An 18,255-nucleotide genomic window follows, 5' to 3' on the forward strand; every position below is an offset into this window, starting at 1 on the left:
TCGTGAGTTGGATTGGGGTTAAAGGAGGCTTGATGGATTGTATGGCCGGTATTTTTTGAAATATGAATAGGGCTGAAATTCGCCGAATATGCTTTTAATGTCTTTTTGTCATTAAAAGTCGACTGGTATGGATTTTATAGAGTAAGGGTGTGCCCGACGGCACAGATTCAACTTCTGACTCAACTACATCATCTCATACCATGGCAACTCTGCTGTATAACAACCGCCCTGCTCTTCGTCCTTCGCGTGCCTTCAATGCCGTGCTCAGCGACATGCTGCGCGACACGCTGCCGGCCGTGAACCAACCCTCCAAATCCTTCGCGCCGGCCGCCGACGTGCTGGAAACCGAAGCCGGCTTCGAGCTGCACCTGGCGCTGCCGGGCGTAGCGAAAGACGCCGTCAGCATTGACTTCCAGGAAGGCCAGCTCGTCATCAGCGGCGAGCGGAAGGCGCTGGAGGCCGCCGAAAACGCCCCGAAGTTCCACCGCACCGAAACCGGCTACGGCAGCTTCACCCGCAGCTTCCGCCTGCCCGACACCGTCGACGTAACGGCCATCAACGCCGAGCTGACCGATGGCATTCTGCGCGTGCAGCTGCCTTTTGACAGCAAAAAAGTGACGAAACATCACATCGAAGTGCGCTAGGCACTGCGAGTTCTGCAAAAAAGGCATCCAGACGGGTGCCTTTTTTGTTGGCCCGCGTGTTGCTAGAGTAGACAGCGGAAAGTGGCAGACACCGTGGGTAGTTTTGTCGACTAAAAGCCCCGGCTCGGCTGCCAGATGCAACCTCATACTGTCGGGCGCGCATCTTTCGTTGCATAAGCCCGCTTCGTTGTTGGTTCACGCACACTTTCCTAAATTCGGTTCTCCTCTTTTTCCCTTCTTTCACTGTTCTTACCCATGCAAGCAAAACAAATGATGCTCGGTCTGCTCGGTTCCGCTGTACTTGGCGGGGGCGTGGCAGTGGGTGGGTACAAGCTGCTGGAGCCAGAGCGCACCAACGCGCCCCAGGCTATTGCGGCTGACCCCAATGTTCGGTACACGAGTGAGCTGCGCAGCAGCAACTACGTGGTGCCCGAAGGCCTCAACTTCACGGCGGCCGCGGCGTCCGTGACGCCGGCCGTGGTGCACGTAATGACGGAATACGCGCCCAAAGCGGGCCAGGGCGGCGGCAGTGCCCGCATGGACCCCTTCCTGCGCCAGTTCTTCGGCGACGAGTTTGAGCAGTACCAGCAGCCCCAGCGCGGGCCGCAGCAGGGCTCCGGCTCGGGCGTAATCATCGCCGCCAACGGCTACATCGTCACCAACAACCACGTGATTGATAAGGCCGACAAGATTGAGGTGGTGATGGACGACAAGCGCAAGTTCGAGGCCGAGCTGGTGGGCACCGACCCTACCACCGACCTGGCCCTGCTAAAGGTGAAAGCCGATAACCTGCCTTTCATCCGCTACGGCAACTCCGACCAGGTGAAGGTAGGGGAGTGGGTACTGGCCGTGGGCAACCCCTTCAACCTGAACTCCACCGTCACGGCCGGCATCATCTCGGCCAAGGGCCGCAACATCAACATCCTGCGCGACCAGCAGGGCATGGGCATCGAGAGCTTCCTGCAAACCGATGCTGTGGTGAACCCCGGCAACTCGGGCGGCGCGCTCGTGAACCTCAACGGCGACCTGATCGGCATCAACTCGGCCATTGCCTCGCAGACGGGCTCGTTTGTGGGCTACTCCTTCGCCGTGCCTAGCTCCATCGTGAGCAAGGTGATTGATGACCTGCTGAAGTATAAAGTGGTGCAGCGCGCCCTGCTGGGCGTGCAGATCCGGGAGGTAGACGCGCAGCTGGCTTCTGAGAAGAAGCTCAACACGCTGAGCGGCGTGTACGTGATGGGCCTGAGCAAAAACAGCTCAGCCGCTGACGCTGGCCTGAAGGAAGGTGACATCATCACCGAAATCAACGGTGCCAAGGTGAACACCTCGTCGCAGCTGCAGGAGCAGGTAGCCCGCTTCCGCCCCGGCGACAAAATCAAGGTGACCTACCTGCGTGGCTCCGACACGCGCACGGCCTCGGCCACGCTGCGCAACTCCACCGGCACCACCGACATCATCCGGGAAGAGCTGGCCAAGGCCATCAAGTATGAAGGCGCCACACTGGCTCCGGTAAGCAAGCAGGAAATGAACAAGCTGGGCCTGGAAGGTGGCGCGAAAATCAGCGGCATCCAGGGCTCTAACTTCCGCGAAACCGGCATTGCCGACGGCTTCATCATCACCCGCATCGACAAGAACAAGGTGAGCAAGCCCCAGGATGTGGCCCAGTACCTGGAAGCCGCCAAGGAAAGCCAGGGCGCGCTGGTAGAAGGCGTGTACCCCGACGGCCGCAAAGCCTACTACCCCATCGGGCAGGCCGAGTAGCCCTCATTCCGAGCGACGCGCGGAATCCAAGGATTCCAGCGGCCGGAAATATCTGCAAAGCTCCTGCTACACCCGTAGCAGGAGCTTTTTTGCGTTGAAACCTGGCAACGCGGGACACGGTAAATAGCAGCCCCCGCGCCAATTCATTAGATTTGCTGAATACCAATCCGCATTTCCCACCCAACCTTTCTCATGAAACAAGCCCTCGAAGAAGCTACCGCCACCGGCACCGACGTGCAGGACCACGACCACCACGGCATCCGGCAGGTGCTGCGCGAGCTGGGCGTAGAAGCCACCAACGCCGCCTGGAGCACCGGCCTAGTGTGGGGCGGCCAGGACAATGCCCAGGCCCGCGCCATCCACTCGCCCACCGACGGCAAGCTCATCGGCAGCGTGGCCTTTGCCACTGTAGAAGACTACGAGCAGGTGGTGCAGAAGGCCCAGGAAGCCTTCCTGACCTGGCGCACCGTGCCGGCGCCCAAGCGCGGCGAAATCGTGCGCCAGATTGGCAACAAACTGCGCGAGTTCAAGGAGCCGCTGGGCAAGCTGGTGAGCTACGAGATGGGCAAAATCCTGCAGGAAGGCCTCGGCGAAGTGCAGGAGATGATTGACATCTGCGACTTCGCGGTTGGCCTCTCGCGCCAGTTGCACGGCTTTACGATGCACTCGGAGCGCCCGGCGCACCGCATGTATGAGCAGTACCACCCGCTGGGCGTGGTGGGCATCATCTCGGCCTTCAACTTCCCGGTGGCCGTGTGGAGCTGGAACGCCATGCTGGCCGCCGTCTGCGGCGACGTGTGTATCTGGAAGCCCTCGGAGAAGACGCCGCTGGTAGCCGTGGCCGTGCAGCACATCATCCAGGACGTGCTACGCGAAAACGAGCTGCCCGAAGGCATCTTCAACCTGGTTATCGGCGACGCCGAGATTGGGGCGGCCATGGCCGCCGACGGCCGCGTGCCGCTGGTGTCGGCCACGGGCAGCACCCGCATGGGCAAGAAGGTAGGCGAAGTGGTGGGCGCCCGCCTGGGCCGCGCGCTGCTGGAACTGGGCGGCAACAACGCCATCATCCTCACCCAGCACGCCGACCTGGAAATTGCCATTCGCGCCATCGTGTTCGGGGCTGTGGGTACGGCCGGGCAGCGCTGCACCACCACCCGCCGCGTCATCATCCACGAATCCATTTTCGAGGATGTGAAGGCCCGCCTGCTGAAAATCTACCCCAACCTGCCCATCGGCCACCCGCTGCAGGACGGCAAGCTGGTGGGTCCGCTCATCGACACAGACGCCGTGCAGGCCTTCACCAAGGCCCTGGAAGCGGTGCAAAAGGAAGGCGGCAAGCTGCTCATCGGCGGTGAGGTGCTGAGCGGCGCCGGCTACGAAACCGGCACCTACGTGACGCCCGCGCTGGTGGAAGCCGACAACGCCTACCACACCGTGCAGGAAGAAACCTTTGCGCCCATCCTGTACCTGATCCGGTACAGCGGCGACGTGGAAAACGCCATTGCCATCCAGAACGGCGTGCGTCAGGGCCTCTCGTCGAGCATCTTCACGCTGAATATGCGCGAGGCTGAAGCCTTCCTGGCCCACACCGGCTCCGACTGCGGCATTGCCAACGTGAACATCGGCACGAGCGGCGCCGAAATCGGTGGCGCGTTCGGCGGCGAGAAGGAAACCGGCGGCGGCCGCGAGTCGGGCTCCGACGCGTGGCGCGTGTACATGCGCCGCCAGACCAACACCATCAACTACAGCACCCAGCTCCCGCTGGCCCAGGGCATCAAGTTCGATTTCTAGCTGAATGTAGCATAGGCTTCAGCCTGTGCCGGACTGCGTAGTTACACAAAGCAAAAGGCCGCCATCAACCAGATGGCGGCCTTTTGCTTTTACTCGAAGTGCAAGTCGGCACAGGCTGAAGCCTATGCTACATGCCGACTTTGAGGTCGCCGTGGCCTTTGTAGTATAGCGCTGAGCCGTTGCGCATCACGTAGTAGAGCCGGTAGAGCCTGCCTTGCTGGAAATTGCTGCCGCTGACGTCAAGCAAAACCGTCTGGCCCGTGCTGGCTGTAGTAGAAGTGGATCGATTCAGTACCGCCTGGTAGTTGGCGTCCACTACCACAAAGCTGCACGTCACGGCCACGGGGGCCTCGTACTGGAAGGCGGCTTGCACCGTAGCCGGATTGGGATAGAAGCTGAGGCGCGACACTGTACCGTTGGCAGGCGCATTCAGATCCAGTCCCAAATCCTTGAATAGATCCTGCTCCTGCTGATTCCAGGTGCCGTCCAGCGTCCAGTCAGTAGGGTCGGTGGCGCCGGTGGGGCGGTTGCTCACATCGCGCACGGTGATGCCGCCGTTGGGCCCGAAGTCGATGGTGGGGGCGTCGTTGTCCTTTTCACAGGCGACGAGGGCGGTAACGGCAAAAAACAGGAATGGAAGAAACTTCATACGGGCAGAATAGCTTAACGGAAAGAATAGCAGACAAGGCAGTTGCAAAAATACTGCGCCGTGCGGCAATGTTGGCGGACAGGTGCAACCCTGGCGCCACGCGGCTGTCTTTCACCTGCTTGCCCCCCAGCATGTAGCAGCTTCGCTTGGAAAGTCGGATATTCGCTGACTTTCGCCTGTTTCACCTTCCGCTTTTCGCTTATGGAAGCTTTTGCTTATACCGATATCAACGCCCCGCTGGTAGAGCGGTGCCGCCTGGGCGACCGGCGGGCCCAGGCTGAGATATACAAGCGCTATTCCAAGGCCATGTTCAACGCCTCGTTGCGCATCACCGGCAACTACGCCGAGGCCGAAGATGTGCTGCAGGAAGCCTTCCTGAGTGCGTTTCGGGAGCTGCACAGCTACAAAGGTGACTCGTCGTTTGGCTCCTGGCTGAAGCGCATCGTCATCAACAAAAGCATCAACTGCCTGCGCAACCGGCGCCTGCAGCTGGTGCCGCTGGGCGAGCAGCACGATGCCGCCGCCGGCCCCGAACCGTCTGACTACGCCGCCGACAGCGACGAAACCCACTGGCGCGCCGACGTGGTGCGCCGCTGCGTGCAGGAGCTGCCCGACGGCTACCGCGTGGTGCTGACCCTGTACCTGCTCGAAGGCTACGACCACGCCGAAATAGCCGGCATTCTGGGCATCACGGAGTCTACGTCGAAGTCGCAGTACAGCCGGGCCCGCAAGAAACTGCTGGAGCTGGCCAGCCAGCGCGGCCTCACGGCCTGATACCACCCCGCTTTGCTTTTCCCCTCTGACAATGCCCTTGGGCAGCTGCAGAACCCCATAGTGCCCCTAGTACCACCCCGAACATGAACGACAAAGAAACCGGACTGGAAAATTTCGTTGAGCGGCACCGCGCCGACTTCGACGTGTTTGAGCCGCGCCCGGACTTGTGGGACGCCATTGAGGCGCAGCTGGCGGATTCCGCCGCTGCCCCTGCTACCGCCATGCCCGACGAGGAGCCCGCTCCGCTGCGGGTGGTGCGTATGCATCCGGCTGCCGAAGCCCCTGCCACTCCTGCCTCCGCCGCCCGCCGCGCCACCTGGCTGCCGCGCCCGGCCATGGCTGCCGCCACCGCCGCCCTGCTGCTGGCCGGCCTCGGCGCCATCTGGAGCAACAACACCAGCCACTCCGGCGCCTGGACCGCCACCACGGCCGCCGTGGCTCCGCCTGCCACTGCGGCGGCGGCTGAAAGCCCAGCGGGCCTGTCTTTTGGCTTTGAAGCCGAGCCGGTAGCAGAGGCGACCTCCGCCTCGCCGGCCCAGCGCCTCACGCAGGAAGTGCGCCGTATGGAAAGCTACTTTGCCGTGCAGATTGAAGAGCGCCAAGCCCAGCTGCAGAAGCTGGAAGCCACCATGCCGGCCGGCGCCGCCGCCGACTGGCAGCGCGAGCTGGCCGGCCTCGACTCGACGTACCGGCAGCTCAAGCAGGAGCTCTACCGCAACCCCGAGCCCACTGTGGTGCTCGATGCCATGAACCGCAACCTGCAGATCCGCCTCGACATCCTCAACCAGCAAACCCGCACCCGGGAGCAGATGCAGGAGTATCAGGCGCAGGGCACGCCGGCCACCACCAATCAGCCCCAGCCATGAGCCAGCCTCTACGCCAGCTTCTGAACCAGGCGGTGCTGCTGGGTGGCCTAGTGCTAGCCGGCTGCAGCGCCGTGCGTGCGCAGTCGGTGGAAGCCCACTTCTACCAGGCCGGCCCCGAGGCCGCGCCGCTGCCGCTGCAGGGCGGCCCGGCCGAAGGGCAGGGCGTGCAAGGACCCCAGGGCCCGCAGGATGAAGCCACGCCGGCCCCGGCCGTGGAGAAGACGCGCCGCCTGATCCGCACGTTCAGCGCCGCCAACGGCAAGCCGTTCGCCCTCAATACCCGCTACGGCCGCGTGCTCGTGAACGTGTGGAACCGCCCGGAAATCCGCACCGACGTGGACATCATCACGCGGGCCGAAACCGAAACCCAGGCCCAGCAGCTCCAGGACATGATTCAGGTGCAGCTGCTCGAAAATGACCCTTCCACGGGCGGTATTTCGGTTAATTCGCGCTTCGGCACTATGCCCCACGGCTGCTGGAGCCGCACCAAACTATACGAAGTGAACTACACGGTGTGGGTGCCGCGCAACACGCCGCTGCACGTGTTCAGCACCTTCGGCGACGTGAGCATTAACGGTGACCTGACCGGCGCCACCGAGCTGGCTGTGGAGTACGGCACGCTGCGCACCGGCCGCCTCGATGGCCCGCAGAACCTGCTGCGCGTCGGCAACGGCCAGGCCTCGGTGGTGTATGCCAAGCGCGCCAGCATTGATGCCTCGTACTCGCGGCTGCGTCTGGACGCCGGCCTGCTGGTGGATCTGCGCAACAACTACTCGGATATCGACATTGGGACGGTGCAGGACCTGACCGTGCACAGCAAGTACGGCGACGTGGCCCTGGGCACGGTGCAGAACCTGCGCGGCACCTCCGGCTACTCCCGCTTCAGCATCGACAAGCTCTCCGACCGCCTCGACATGACGGTGCAGTACTGCCCCAACTTCGAGGTGCGCAACACCGGCAAAAACTTCCGCGTCATCAACCTCGACGGCGGCTACAGCACCATCCTGCTCAACTTCGCCGACGATGCCGGCTTCAACTTCGACGTGAACACCCAGCACGGCAAGCTGCTCGTGGACAAGAAGCTGGTGCGGGTGGAGGCCGAGGAAAGCGGCCCGGCGTCCAGCGACATGCAGGGCACCTTCGGCGTGGCCAGCCGCAGCCGCTCAGCCGCCAGCAACGTCAACATCAAAGTGCGCTACGGCAACGTCCGCTTTAATCGGTAAGTGATGAGGTGATGTGATGGGGTGATGAAGTGATGGGGTTATGAGGTAATGAAGAAATAAAGTCAGCCCATCCGTCATGCAGAGGCGCAGCCGAAGCATCTCGCCAGTGTGGTAAAGCCACTACACTCGCCAGATGCTTCGGCTGCGCCTCTATCGTGACACCTCATCACCTCATCACCCAACAACTGCCGTTCTTTGTGGTATGCGTACTCGTTTCTGCGGTTTGTTCCTTTCCTTGCTGCTAGCCGGGCCGACCGCGCCGCTGCTGGCCCAAACTCCTGCTGCCATGTCCGCTACCAAGCCTGCTGCCCCGGCTCCTGCCGCGTTGCCTTCTGCCATGCGCACCTACTCGCTGCGCCTGACGCCCGGCCAGGACCTGCGCCAGCAGCTCAACGCCTTTGTGGAGCAGCAGCAGATAAAGGCCGGCGCCCTCGTGACGTGCGTGGGCAGCCTCACCCAAGCTACTTTGCGGCTGGCCAACCAAGAAGGCCCCAGCGTGTACCGCGGCCACTTCGAAATCGTGAGCCTGGTGGGCACGCTTTCCACCAACGGCAGCCACCTGCACCTGGCCGTGTCTGACTCCACGGGGCGCACGCTGGGCGGGCATCTGCTCGATGGCAACCTAATCTACACCACCGCCGAGCTGGTGCTGGGCGTGCTCGAAGACGTGGAGTTCCGGCGCGAGCCCGACCCCACGTTCGGCTACCGCGAGCTGACCGTGTATCCGGCCCCGCGGAACCGGAGGCGGCATAAAAAATAATCTTATACAGAATGGCTATAATATTAATTGCTATTTATATTTTGAACGGATGTTTTAATTTCTTGTGATTTGCATTCCTTGTCTGTAGCAGGGCATGAAGCAACGACTATTAGCCTATACTCTAAATAATTGTTTACACTTATGGCTCAGGGAAGAATTGGTGTCGTTCTGACTATGGCATTATTGGCTCATCAGCCTTTATTGGCACAACGTAATATATCTTTTCTGGCAATAGCCCAAGGCCAGGTGTCTAAACCCTATTTCGCTACGGATGACGTAGTCAGCTCACGGCTCTCACTGCGCCTGAAGCCCGACCGGACCCTGGGGATAGGAGTGCAATACAACATCACGCCCATCTGGGGGATAAAAGCTACTGCCGCCGTGCTGGATTATGGGCTGGAGTTTGCCGACCAATCGGACTATGTACGCAACAGGTGGCAGAGCAAAGGCAAAACCGGTCTGACAGTAAATGCACGGGAGTATTCGCTGCAGGCTGTGGCTGCTAAGCCACTGCGCAAAAAACCCCGGCGCCATTGGCTGGCCGAGGCCGGGATTGATGTACTGGATGCCCGATTTGGTATTGCTATCAGCGAATTCATGTATGGGTTTGGTTCCGGCGACCCTTCCACCGGTTTGGGTCAGGGAGGGACACTCACGGCCCGTCCGCTCAAATACAACCCGTACCGGGTAGGTCTGAGGGCAGCGGCTGGGCAGCAGTGGTCGTTTGGTGCCCATAGCTCGCTGGCCCTGCAACTGGTCGGAAGTATAGGGCTGAGCGAACTGGAGCGTTGGCAATTAGATTACACCGTGTGGGACATTTCCGCTACCGTTGATCCGGTATCATACCGCAATGTGATTGGCAAAAGATTAAGCTATGTAGGGTTGCGGTCAACCTACCGCTTCCAGCTATAGCGCCCCACTTCCAGCTCAGCAGGCTGGTGGTTGAAAATTTCTTTATGTCCGGCGGCCGGCCTGTTTTAGGCCGGCCGTTCCGTGCGTATACTTGTAGGAATATCTGCCGGCTCCGCGCGGGTCGCGGCTATGCATTGCCTTCTTTATCTATTCTTTTTGATGCGACTACCTTCTTATGGTGCGGTGCTGGCCTTGCTGGCCGCCGCGCCCCTGGCCGCGCAGGGCCAGAAAGCGGCCGTACGCCCCGCTGCTACCACTTCTGCTACTACGGCCGCGGCCACCCTGCCGCCCCTCGTCGATTCGCGGCAGGCCGTAAACCAGGGCATTGAACTGCACGACCAGGGCGACTACGCCGGGGCCATTGCCCTGTACAGCAGCATCACGCCCGGCGACACGCTGTATGCCGCCGCCCAGAGCGAGCTGGCCACCAGCTACGTGGCGCTGGAAAAATACCAGGAAGCCGTAGACGCCGCCACCCGCGCCCTGGCCCAGCACTTCCACGACCCGCAGCCCTACGTGGCGCTGTCGTGGGCCGAGGAGGAGCTCAAGCACCCCGAAAAGGCCCAGGCCGCCTACGATACCGGCCTCAAGCACTTCCCCTACAATCAGAATCTGTGGTTCAACCAGGGCGTGTTTCAGGTGGCCACCAAGCAGTTTGCCCCAGGCTTTGCCAGCCTGCAGCGTGGGGTGTCCCTGAAGCCCACCCACGCCAACAGTCATTATCAGCTGGCCTACCTGGCCAGCCGGCAGGGCCACACCAGCCACGCCATGCTCAGCATGCTCACGTACCTGCTGCTGCAGCCTGCGGCCAGCAGCCACAACATGCTGGTGGCCCTGGAAGAGCAGGCCACCCGCACGGCGGTGGTGGAAGAAGCTGATAAAATTGCCCCGTTCACGCCCAACGCTGCTTTCACGGAGCTCGATGCCCTGCTCGATTCCAAGATTGCGCTGCGCAAGGACTATGTGTCGAAGGTGAAATTTGATGCGGCGCTGGTGAAGCAGCTACAGCTGCTGGTGGAGAAGTTTCCGGCCCCGGCTGCTGCCTCTACCGACGACTTCTGGCTGCGCCTCTACGGCCCGCTGGTAACCCAGCTCCGCCTCAACGACAACCTGACCACTGCCACCTACCTCGCCCTGGCCTCCGCCGACGACCAGAAGGCCGCCCAGTGGATCAAGGGCAACAAGAGCCGCATCGAGAAATTCTACACGGCCATTTCGCCGGCGCTGCTGCAGATTCGGGAGCAGCAGTCATTTATGCACGACGGCAAATCCGTGCAGGCCAAAGGCTGGTTTGATGATAAGGGCGTGCTCAACGGCATCGGCGAAGGCACGGTGGAAGGGGAGGAGCGCCGCTTTACGGGGCCGTGGCTGTTCACGGACGAGAGCGGCACCGTTCGGCAGCAGGGCCTCTACGGCCCTGATTTCAAGCGCACCGGCCCCTGGCGCATCTACTACGCCACCGGCGTGCTGGAGCGCACCGCCACTTACCGCAATGGCGAGCTGGACGGCCTCGTGCGCGACTACCACGACAACGGCCAGCCCGCCAGCGAGGCCACGTACGTCAACGGCAAGACCGAGGGCGTGCTGAAGGTGTTCAGCTACTGCGGCGAGCTGGAAGGCACCCGCACCTTCCGGGCCGGCGACCTGAGCGGCCCTTACCGGGAGCTGTACCCCGACGGCAAAACCAAGATGCAGGTGGAAGTGCGCGCCGACAAGCAGGAGGGCGCCCAAACCCACTTCTACCCCGACGGCACCAAGGAGTACGAGTACAACTACGTGGGCGGCAAAAAGCAGGGCCCTTTCCTGGTGAACTACGCCGACAACCAGCCCGAAAAGCGCGGCACCTACGACCAGGACGAGCTGCACGGCCCCTACACCGACTACTTCTCCAACGGCCAGCTGCAGAACACCGGCACCTACACCCGCGGCAAGCAGACCGGCGTGTGGAAAAGCTACTTCGCCGACGGCCGCCCCAGCGACGAGAAAAGCTTCGACGAGGCCGGCGAGCTGCACGGCCCCTTCCGCGACTACACCTACCAGGGCAAGCTCTACGCCGAAGTGGAGTACGAGCACGGCCGCATCACGCGGCAGCGCTACTTCGACCCCGCCACCGGCAGCCGTCTGCAGGATACGCCCGTGCCCAAAAAGGGCCGCGTGGCCGTGCAGATCTACGGCGCCGAAACCGGCGTGACCGGCACTGGCACCTACATCGACGGCTTCATGGAAGGCGAGTGGCGCTGGAGCTACGCCAACGGCCTGCTGCAGCAAATCCGGCACTATAAGCTGGGCCAGCTGCAGGGCCCGGCCCTCGACTACCACGCCAACGGCCAGCTCAAGCAGCGCACCAGCTACGACGGCGGCCAGCTGGAGGGCAGCTTCGAGAGCTTCCTGCGCGACGGCCAGCGCTACCAGACCGGCTACTACCGCGCCGGCCAGCAGCAGGGCCCCTGGCGCGAGTTCTACGCCGACGGCCAGGTGAGCGAGGAGTACGAAATGCACCAGGGCCAGAAAAACGGCCCCACCCGCAGCTTCGCCCCCAACGGCAAGCTCACCGAGTCGCGCCTCTACGGCTTCGGGCGCAAGCTGCAGCTGACCACCTACGACACCCTGGGCCGCACCGTCAGCCACGTGGCGCTCCGCCCCGATACCAAGGAGTTCACCTTCACCTTCCCCGGCGGCCAGCCCCACTACCGCACCCAGGTGGCTTGCTACGAAAACCGCGGCCCGGCCCGCTGGTACCATCCCAATGGCCAGCCGGAAGTGGAGTTCAGCTACGAAGCCGACCAGCGCCACGGGCCCTACAAGTCCTACTACAGCAACGGCAAGCCGCTCTATGAAGGCCGCTACGTCAACGGCGAGCGGCATGGCGAGTGGAAGGAGTATTACCCCTCGGGCCAGCTGCATTCGGTGGTGAACTACCGCTACGGCAGCTGGGTGGGCGAAACCAAGTTCTACTTCCCCAACGGTAAGCTCGAAACCGTGCAGACCTACCTCTACGGCACCGCCGAAGGCCCGTCGCGCTACTACAACCCGGCCGGCGAGCTGATGGAGGAGCGCATGTATGAGCACGGCAACCTCACGGCGTTCCGCAACGGCACCAACCCCGCCGAGCCCTGGCAGCGCATCGAGAAGCTGGCCGGTCCGCTCAAAACCACCTTCGCCAACGGCAAGCCCGCCGCCGACGAAACCGTGAAGGGCGGCATCATGGACGGGCTCCGCACCACCTACTACAGCTCGGGGCAGGTGTTCCGCCGCATGACCTACCAGAACGGCCTGCTGACCGGCCCGCTCACCGGGTTCTACGCCGACGGCAAGCCTATGGAAGAGGAAGCCTACCTGCATGGCGAGCTGCACGGCCGCTGCCGCTACTTCCGCCCCGACGGCACCCTGGAGCGCACCGAATCCTACCGCAGTGGCGAAAAGCTCGGCCCTACGGTATATTACGATGCCCAAGGCAAGCTCACCAAAACCGAAGTGTACTGGAACCAATACGTGTATGAAGGCAAATAACCGGTTTGGTGGCGCCCTGGCGCTGCTTTTGGGCGCCGCCACGCTGGTGGCCGCGCCGCACATGGCCCACGCCCAGCAGCCCACCCAGCTGGTGGCCGAAATGCAGGCCAAGTTTCCGGGCGAGAAGGCCGTGTACCTCGACTACCGCACCGACCTCACCTTCGCGGTGCAGGGCGACTCGGTGGTGGTGCTGGCCCGCCACCACCAGGACATGCTGCACCTCGACGCGCAGTCGGCCATGTACGCCAACGACAAGGTGTTCAACTCCCACTTCAGCCGCGTGCAGAAGCTGGACGCCCGCACCCTGGTGCCCGCCGGCAACAGCTACAAAACGGTGAAGGTGACCGACTACAAGGAGAAGTTCGAGGTGCAGTCGGGCATTTTCTACGACGACACCCGCTCCACCACCTGGAGCTTCCCGGCCGTGACGCCCGGCGCCCGCACCGTGACCGACTACACCGTGCGCCACCCCGACCCGCGGTTTCTGCTGCCGTTCTACTTCGGCTCCTACGTGCCCGTGCGCCACGCCGAGCTGACCATCACGGCGCCCAAAAACGTGAAAATCAGCCACCGTATGTTTCATGTCGAGGGCCTGAAAATCAACTTCAGCAAGCAGGAGAAAGGCAGCACCGTTACGTACCGCTGGAGCGCCGACGACCTGCCCAGCCCCCCGCGCGACGACGACGGCCCCGAGGCGGCCTACTACCTGCCGCACCTCGTGTATTTCGTGGAGGAAGTGCCCTCCGCCGACGGGCAGGCCCGCCGTATGCTGGCCGGCGTGCCCGAGCTCTACAGTCTGTATTCGGGCTTCGTGAGCAAGCTCGACCCGCAGGAAAGCCCCGCCCTGCGCCGCGTGGTTGACTCGCTGGCCGTGGGCGCCAAAACCGAGCAGGAAAAGGTGCAGCGCGTGTACTATTGGGTGCAGGACAACATCCGCTACGTGGCCTTCGAAAACGGCATGGGCGGCTTCATTCCGCGCGACGCCGGCGCGGTGTACGCCAAGCGCTACGGCGACTGCAAGGACATGGCCAACCTCACCCGCGAAATGCTGCGCATGGCCGGCATCAAGTCCTACCTCACCTGGATTGGCACCCGCGACCTGCCCTACCGCTACTCCGAGCTGGCCACGCCCGGCGTCGACAACCACATGATAACCACCTACGAGGCCAGCCCCGGCCAGTACGTGTTCCTCGATGCCACCAACAAGTACATGCCCTTCGGCATGCCCTCGGCCTTCATTCAAGGCAAAGAGGCGCTGCTGGCCATCGATGGCAAGAACTGCAAAGTGGTGCCGGTGCCGGTGATGAGCCAGGAGCGCAGCCCCGTTTCGGACGTGTCGCAGCTGGTGCTGGATGAGAAGGGTGGTTTGCGCGGCAAGGGCAGCCTGCAGCTGCTGGGCTACCCCAAAGTGATGCAGAGCTACGCCCTCGACGGCCTCGACCAGACCGAGGAAACCAAGTACGTGAAGGCGCTGCTGGAGCGCGGTAACAACAAGTTCTTTGTCGACAAATACAGCGTCAGCCACCTCGACACCCGCGAAAAGCCACTCACTATCGACTACGAGTACCGCCTGCAGGACTACGTGCAGAAGCTCGACGACGAAATCTACGTGAACCTGAACCTGGAGCAGCCCTACGCCCACGACAAGATTGACGCCGCCAAGCGCCGCCTACCCCGCGTAAACGAGTACGCCAGCCAGAACCACACCCGCACCGAGCTGGAAATTCCGGCCGGCTACGACGTAGAGTATCTGCCGCCCGTCGCCGAAATGCGCGACCCGGTATTCGGCTTCAAGGTGAAATACGAGCGCCAGGGCAACAAAATCGTGCAGGACAAGGAAGTCTACATCAACTACCTGCTGCTCCAGCCCCAGCAGTTCGGCCAGTGGAACGCCGTGGTCGACAAGCTCAACGCCGCCTACCGCGAAACCGTCATTTTCAAGCGCCGGAAGGTCTGAGCACGGCTGCGCAGGTGTCCCAGGGCTGAAGCCCTGGGCTACGCAGTGCCCATTGTCCACCGCTGACTAGCCCAGGGCTTCAGCCCTGGGACGCCCGCGCCGATTACTAACCCAGCCCGTTTTATCCATCGGGAAATCCCGCGCCATTGGGCGCCTGTTTTATCTTACTATGACCCTACTTTCCGTTGCCCGCGCCACTGCGGCTTCCCTGCTGCTGCTCACGGCGGCCGCGCCGCTCCACGCCCAACAGGCGCCCAAAACCCTGCAGTACGCCACCTATACCTGGGACGCCAAGCGCACCAAGCGCCTGCCCGTGACGGAGGCCGAAGCCAAGCTGCCGGCCCTGATTCTGCGCGACTTCACGGCCCACGAGTTCAGCGCCGGCGACAAGGAGCTGCAGATCTACTCCACCGAGCACCGGATTCTGCGCGTCAACACCTCCGACGGCATCGAGCAGTTCAACAAAATCTACATCCCGCAGGACGGCGGCCGGCTGGTGTACCTGAAGGCCCGCACCATCAGCCCGCGCGGCGAGGTGGTGGAGGTGAGCGAAAGCAACATGAAGGAGCTCAAGGACCAGGACGGCGGCCGCGGCTTCAAGATTTTTGCGGTGGAAGGCGTGGAGAAAGGCTCGGAAATCGAGTACGTGTTCTTGCGCGAGCGGCCGGCCAAGTTCTTCGGGCGCGAGTACCTGCAAAGCGGCCTACCGGCCCACGACGTGTCGTTTGAGCTGATTTCGCCGGAGGCTCTCACCTTCGAAGCGCGCGTGTACCACGGCCCCGCTGCCCGCCCCGATACCGTGGTGGCCGGCAAGCGCATCATCCGCCTGCGCCTGCCCGACGTGGCCGCTGCCCGCGAGGAAGCCTTTGCCGCCGGCAACGCCGAGCGCATGCGCCTGGAGTACAAGCTGGCCTACACCGCCCAGCGCGGCCGCACCCGCCTCTTCACTTGGGCCGACGCCAGCCAGTACCTGCACGGCACCGTGTACTCGCTCAGCAAAGACGAAACCAAGGCCGTGGATAAGGTGCTGAAAGACGCCAGGCTGCCCGCCAGCGGCGACACGGAAACCCGCGTGAAGGCGCTGGAAAACTACCTCAAAACCAGCTTCAACCTGGCCGAGGACGGCGAAAGCAACATCCAGCGCATTGCGGCCACCAAAAACGCCTCCGAGCTGGGCCTGACCCGCCTGTTTGCCGCGCTGCTGCGCCGCCAGGGCATCGAGCACGAGCTGGTGATAACCTCCGACCGCTCCGACGCCGTGTTCGACGACACCTTCGACACTTGGAACTACCTCGACAACTACGCCTTCTACTTCCCCGAAACCAAGCAGCTGCTGGCTCCGTCGCGGCCCGATTTCCGCTACGGCATGCTGCCCCCCGGCTGGACCGCCAACAAGGGCCTGTTCGTGCGCACCGTGAAGCTGGGCTCCACCGAGTCGGCCGTGGGCACCGTGCGTGACATCCCGACCCTGACCGCCGAGCAAAGCCCCAACGACCTCGACATCAGCGTGAAGTTCACGCCCGAGCTCGACAAGGCCCTCGTGAACGTGCACCAGGTGCTGGGCGGCTACCACGCCCAGGTGATTCAGCCGTTTTTCTCGCTGATTCCGGAAGAGAAGCGCACCGAGGTGTTGCAGGAGTTGGTGAAAGGCAGCGTGCCCGACGCCACCTTCCAGAGCCTGAAAGCCACCAACGGTGAAGCCGGTCTGAGCCCGCTCAGCAAGCCGTTTCTGGTAGATGCCAGCGTGGAATCGTCGTCGTTGCTCAACAAGGCTGGCCAGCGCTACCTGTTCAAAGTCGGGGAGCTGCTGGGGCCGCAGTCGGAGCTGTACCAGACCGAAGCCCGGCAGTACGACGTGGAAAACGACTTCAACCGCCGCTACAACCGTACCATCACGCTGGAGCTGCCAGCAGGATACCAGATCCGCAACCTCCAGGACCTGAACGCCAACGTGCAGGCCGGCCCCGACGCCAAAGACCCGCTCTACTACTTCACCTCGAAGTACGCCGTGCAGGGCCAGACCGTCACGGTCACCATCACGGAAGCCTACCGCCAGATCCGCTGGCCCAAGAAGGACTTCGAAGCCTTCCGCGACGTGGTAAACGCCGCCGCCAACTTCAACAAAGTGGTGCTGGTGCTGGAAAAGAAAGGCTGATTTCAGGCTTGCAGACCGTCATGCAGAGGCGCAGCCGAAGCATCTCGCGTGCTGATGCAGGAGTAGTAACTCAACGTCAGCACGCGAGATGCTTCGCTGCGCTCTGCATGACGAGTTGTTGATGCGTTGATCAGGACCTTCTCCTCAGATGCACCAGCCGGGCCGCCATTGTTCGGCATGCCGAATATTTTCTGTTCTTTGTAGTGCTTCGCCTTCAGCCTGCTACTACCATGCACACCCTCCCCGACACGCCCGCGGCCGCCGCTTTCCGCCGCACCATTTCCAGTCCGTTGAAGCTGCGCCTGTTCATGCTGCGCAGTTTGCCGATGGCGTATCTGGCGGGGCTGCGGCTGCGCGAAATCACGCCGGAGCGGGCCGTCATTACGGTGCCGTTCAAATACCTCACTCAAAATCCGTTTCGCAGCATCTACTTTGCCTGCCTGAGCATGGCCGCCGAAATGGCCAGCGGCATGCTGGCCATGATGCACATTCAGGGCCAGGGCCGCGTCTCGATGCTGGTGGTGGGACTGGAAGCGGAGTTCACCAAAAAGGCTGTGGGGTTGATTGCCTTCACCTCCGAAGACGGCCCGCGCATCGCCCAAACCATTGCCGACAGCCGCGCCAGCGGCGAAGGTCGCACCGTGGTCTGCACCAGCACCGGCGTCGACCAGGCCGGCGACGTGGTGGCTACCTTCCGGATTACGTGGTCGTTTCGGGCGAAGTAGAAAGTGCCTCAATCCATGTATAGCACATTGTAAAAATGTCCCAGTAGTACTATATGAATAAGTACGCTTTACTTTGCCTGATTTCAGGTGTTTTAACCGTGTATTGCTCGGCTAATGCGCAGTCTGTCAAATCTGTAGCGGCGACTCAAGAAGCCGGCGCTGCTCCAAGTCAAGCCTATTCGCAAGTGGCAGGTGAAATAGCCGACTTGATGCGAAGAGCTACTGCTCTATCTGACGATAAAGCGCTGATGTTGCTACGGAAGGAAAGTCCTGCGCTGATAGCACGAGCCGGAAGAGTGAAACCACTCTATGTTCGCTGGCTGAAGACTCTGTCTCCAGATGAAATAAAAGTGGAAGAAAGAAGATTGGCTACCTCCTCCTGGGGGAAATACTTTACCAATCTTGAAAACAGTTTAGAAGCTGCACCTATTGGAGCGAAGGTGAGTCGTAATCGTGCTATTGCAGAGCAGGTTATGAACCTCATGACTATTTTTGATGGGGTATAATTTGCAGGCTAAAAGCGCGTCA

14 protein-coding genes are annotated in these 18,255 nt (G+C 62.2%); 13 read left to right on the forward strand and 1 reads right to left on the reverse strand.

Annotated elements, in window-relative coordinates; genetic code table 11:
* The first annotated feature begins 200 nt into the window (after positions 1 to 200).
* From N008_RS11450 to N008_RS11460, 3 genes are all read left to right on the forward strand, one after another.
* A complete protein-coding gene (locus N008_RS11450; protein ID WP_044016111.1) occupies positions 201 to 644 on the forward strand; it encodes an Hsp20/alpha crystallin family protein in 444 nt (147 codons plus the stop codon).
* A 255-nt stretch (positions 645 to 899) separates the two neighbouring features.
* The gene (locus tag N008_RS11455; RefSeq protein WP_044016113.1) at positions 900 to 2,405 is read left to right on the forward strand and encodes a Do family serine endopeptidase; all 1,506 of its coding nucleotides are present in this window, start codon (positions 900 to 902) and stop codon (positions 2,403 to 2,405) included.
* 192 nt (positions 2,406 to 2,597) lie between these two features.
* On the forward strand, positions 2,598 to 4,196 hold the full coding sequence (locus tag N008_RS11460) for an aldehyde dehydrogenase family protein (protein WP_081910754.1): 1,599 nt from the start codon (positions 2,598 to 2,600) through the stop codon (positions 4,194 to 4,196).
* A 127-nt stretch (positions 4,197 to 4,323) separates the two neighbouring features.
* Here the strand turns inward: N008_RS11460 and N008_RS11465 are convergent, their stop codons facing one another.
* Positions 4,324 to 4,845, reverse strand: a complete 522-nt coding sequence (locus tag N008_RS11465; RefSeq protein ID WP_044016115.1) for a hypothetical protein — start codon at positions 4,843 to 4,845, stop codon at positions 4,324 to 4,326.
* A 201-nt stretch (positions 4,846 to 5,046) separates the two neighbouring features.
* Here N008_RS11465 and N008_RS11470 point away from each other — a divergent pair, with 201 nt between their 5' ends.
* The 10 genes from N008_RS11470 to N008_RS23155 all read left to right on the forward strand — a co-directional run bounded on the left by N008_RS11470 (position 5,047) and on the right by N008_RS23155 (position 18,233).
* Positions 5,047 to 5,619 (forward strand): RNA polymerase sigma factor, encoded by a 573-nt coding sequence (locus N008_RS11470; RefSeq protein WP_044016117.1) that lies wholly within the window; start codon positions 5,047 to 5,049, stop codon positions 5,617 to 5,619.
* An 83-nt stretch (positions 5,620 to 5,702) separates the two neighbouring features.
* Entirely contained in the window at positions 5,703 to 6,485 is a 783-nt protein-coding gene (locus N008_RS21615; RefSeq protein ID WP_052381453.1) for a hypothetical protein, read from the forward strand.
* Positions 6,482 to 7,708 carry a hypothetical protein gene (locus tag N008_RS11485; protein WP_044016122.1) on the forward strand — a complete coding sequence of 409 codons (1,227 nt, stop codon included), beginning with the start codon at positions 6,482 to 6,484 and terminating at the stop codon, positions 7,706 to 7,708. Before N008_RS21615 ends, N008_RS11485 begins: the two co-directional genes overlap by 4 nt.
* 202 nt (positions 7,709 to 7,910) lie before the next feature.
* A complete protein-coding gene (locus tag N008_RS11490) occupies positions 7,911 to 8,468 on the forward strand; it encodes a DNA-binding protein (protein ID WP_316963288.1) in 558 nt (185 codons plus the stop codon).
* Positions 8,469 to 8,609: 141 nt separating this feature from the next.
* Positions 8,610 to 9,380 carry a hypothetical protein gene (locus N008_RS11495; protein WP_156109251.1) on the forward strand — a complete coding sequence of 257 codons (771 nt, stop codon included), beginning with the start codon at positions 8,610 to 8,612 and terminating at the stop codon, positions 9,378 to 9,380.
* Positions 9,381 to 9,539: 159 nt separating this feature from the next.
* Positions 9,540 to 12,890: a toxin-antitoxin system YwqK family antitoxin gene (locus N008_RS11500; RefSeq protein WP_197062840.1), complete on the forward strand. Its 3,351-nt coding sequence runs from the start codon at positions 9,540 to 9,542 to the stop codon at positions 12,888 to 12,890.
* Positions 12,877 to 14,847 carry a DUF3857 domain-containing protein gene (locus tag N008_RS11505; protein WP_197062841.1) on the forward strand — a complete coding sequence of 657 codons (1,971 nt, stop codon included), beginning with the start codon at positions 12,877 to 12,879 and terminating at the stop codon, positions 14,845 to 14,847. Before N008_RS11500 ends, N008_RS11505 begins: the two co-directional genes overlap by 14 nt.
* A gap of 169 nt (positions 14,848 to 15,016) precedes the next feature.
* Positions 15,017 to 17,002, forward strand: coding sequence for a DUF3857 domain-containing protein (locus N008_RS11510; protein ID WP_044016132.1), 1,986 nt, complete (start codon positions 15,017 to 15,019; stop codon positions 17,000 to 17,002).
* Between the two features lie 230 nt (positions 17,003 to 17,232).
* Positions 17,233 to 17,727: a DUF4442 domain-containing protein gene (locus tag N008_RS11515; RefSeq protein ID WP_052381454.1), complete on the forward strand. Its 495-nt coding sequence runs from the start codon at positions 17,233 to 17,235 to the stop codon at positions 17,725 to 17,727.
* Positions 17,728 to 17,780: 53 nt separating this feature from the next.
* Positions 17,781 to 18,233 carry a hypothetical protein gene (locus N008_RS23155; RefSeq protein ID WP_156109253.1) on the forward strand — a complete coding sequence of 151 codons (453 nt, stop codon included), beginning with the start codon at positions 17,781 to 17,783 and terminating at the stop codon, positions 18,231 to 18,233.
* Positions 18,234 to 18,255 lie beyond the last annotated feature (22 nt).

The organism is Hymenobacter sp. APR13, assembly GCF_000737515.1.
Classification (GTDB): Bacteria; Bacteroidota; Bacteroidia; order Cytophagales; family Hymenobacteraceae; genus Hymenobacter.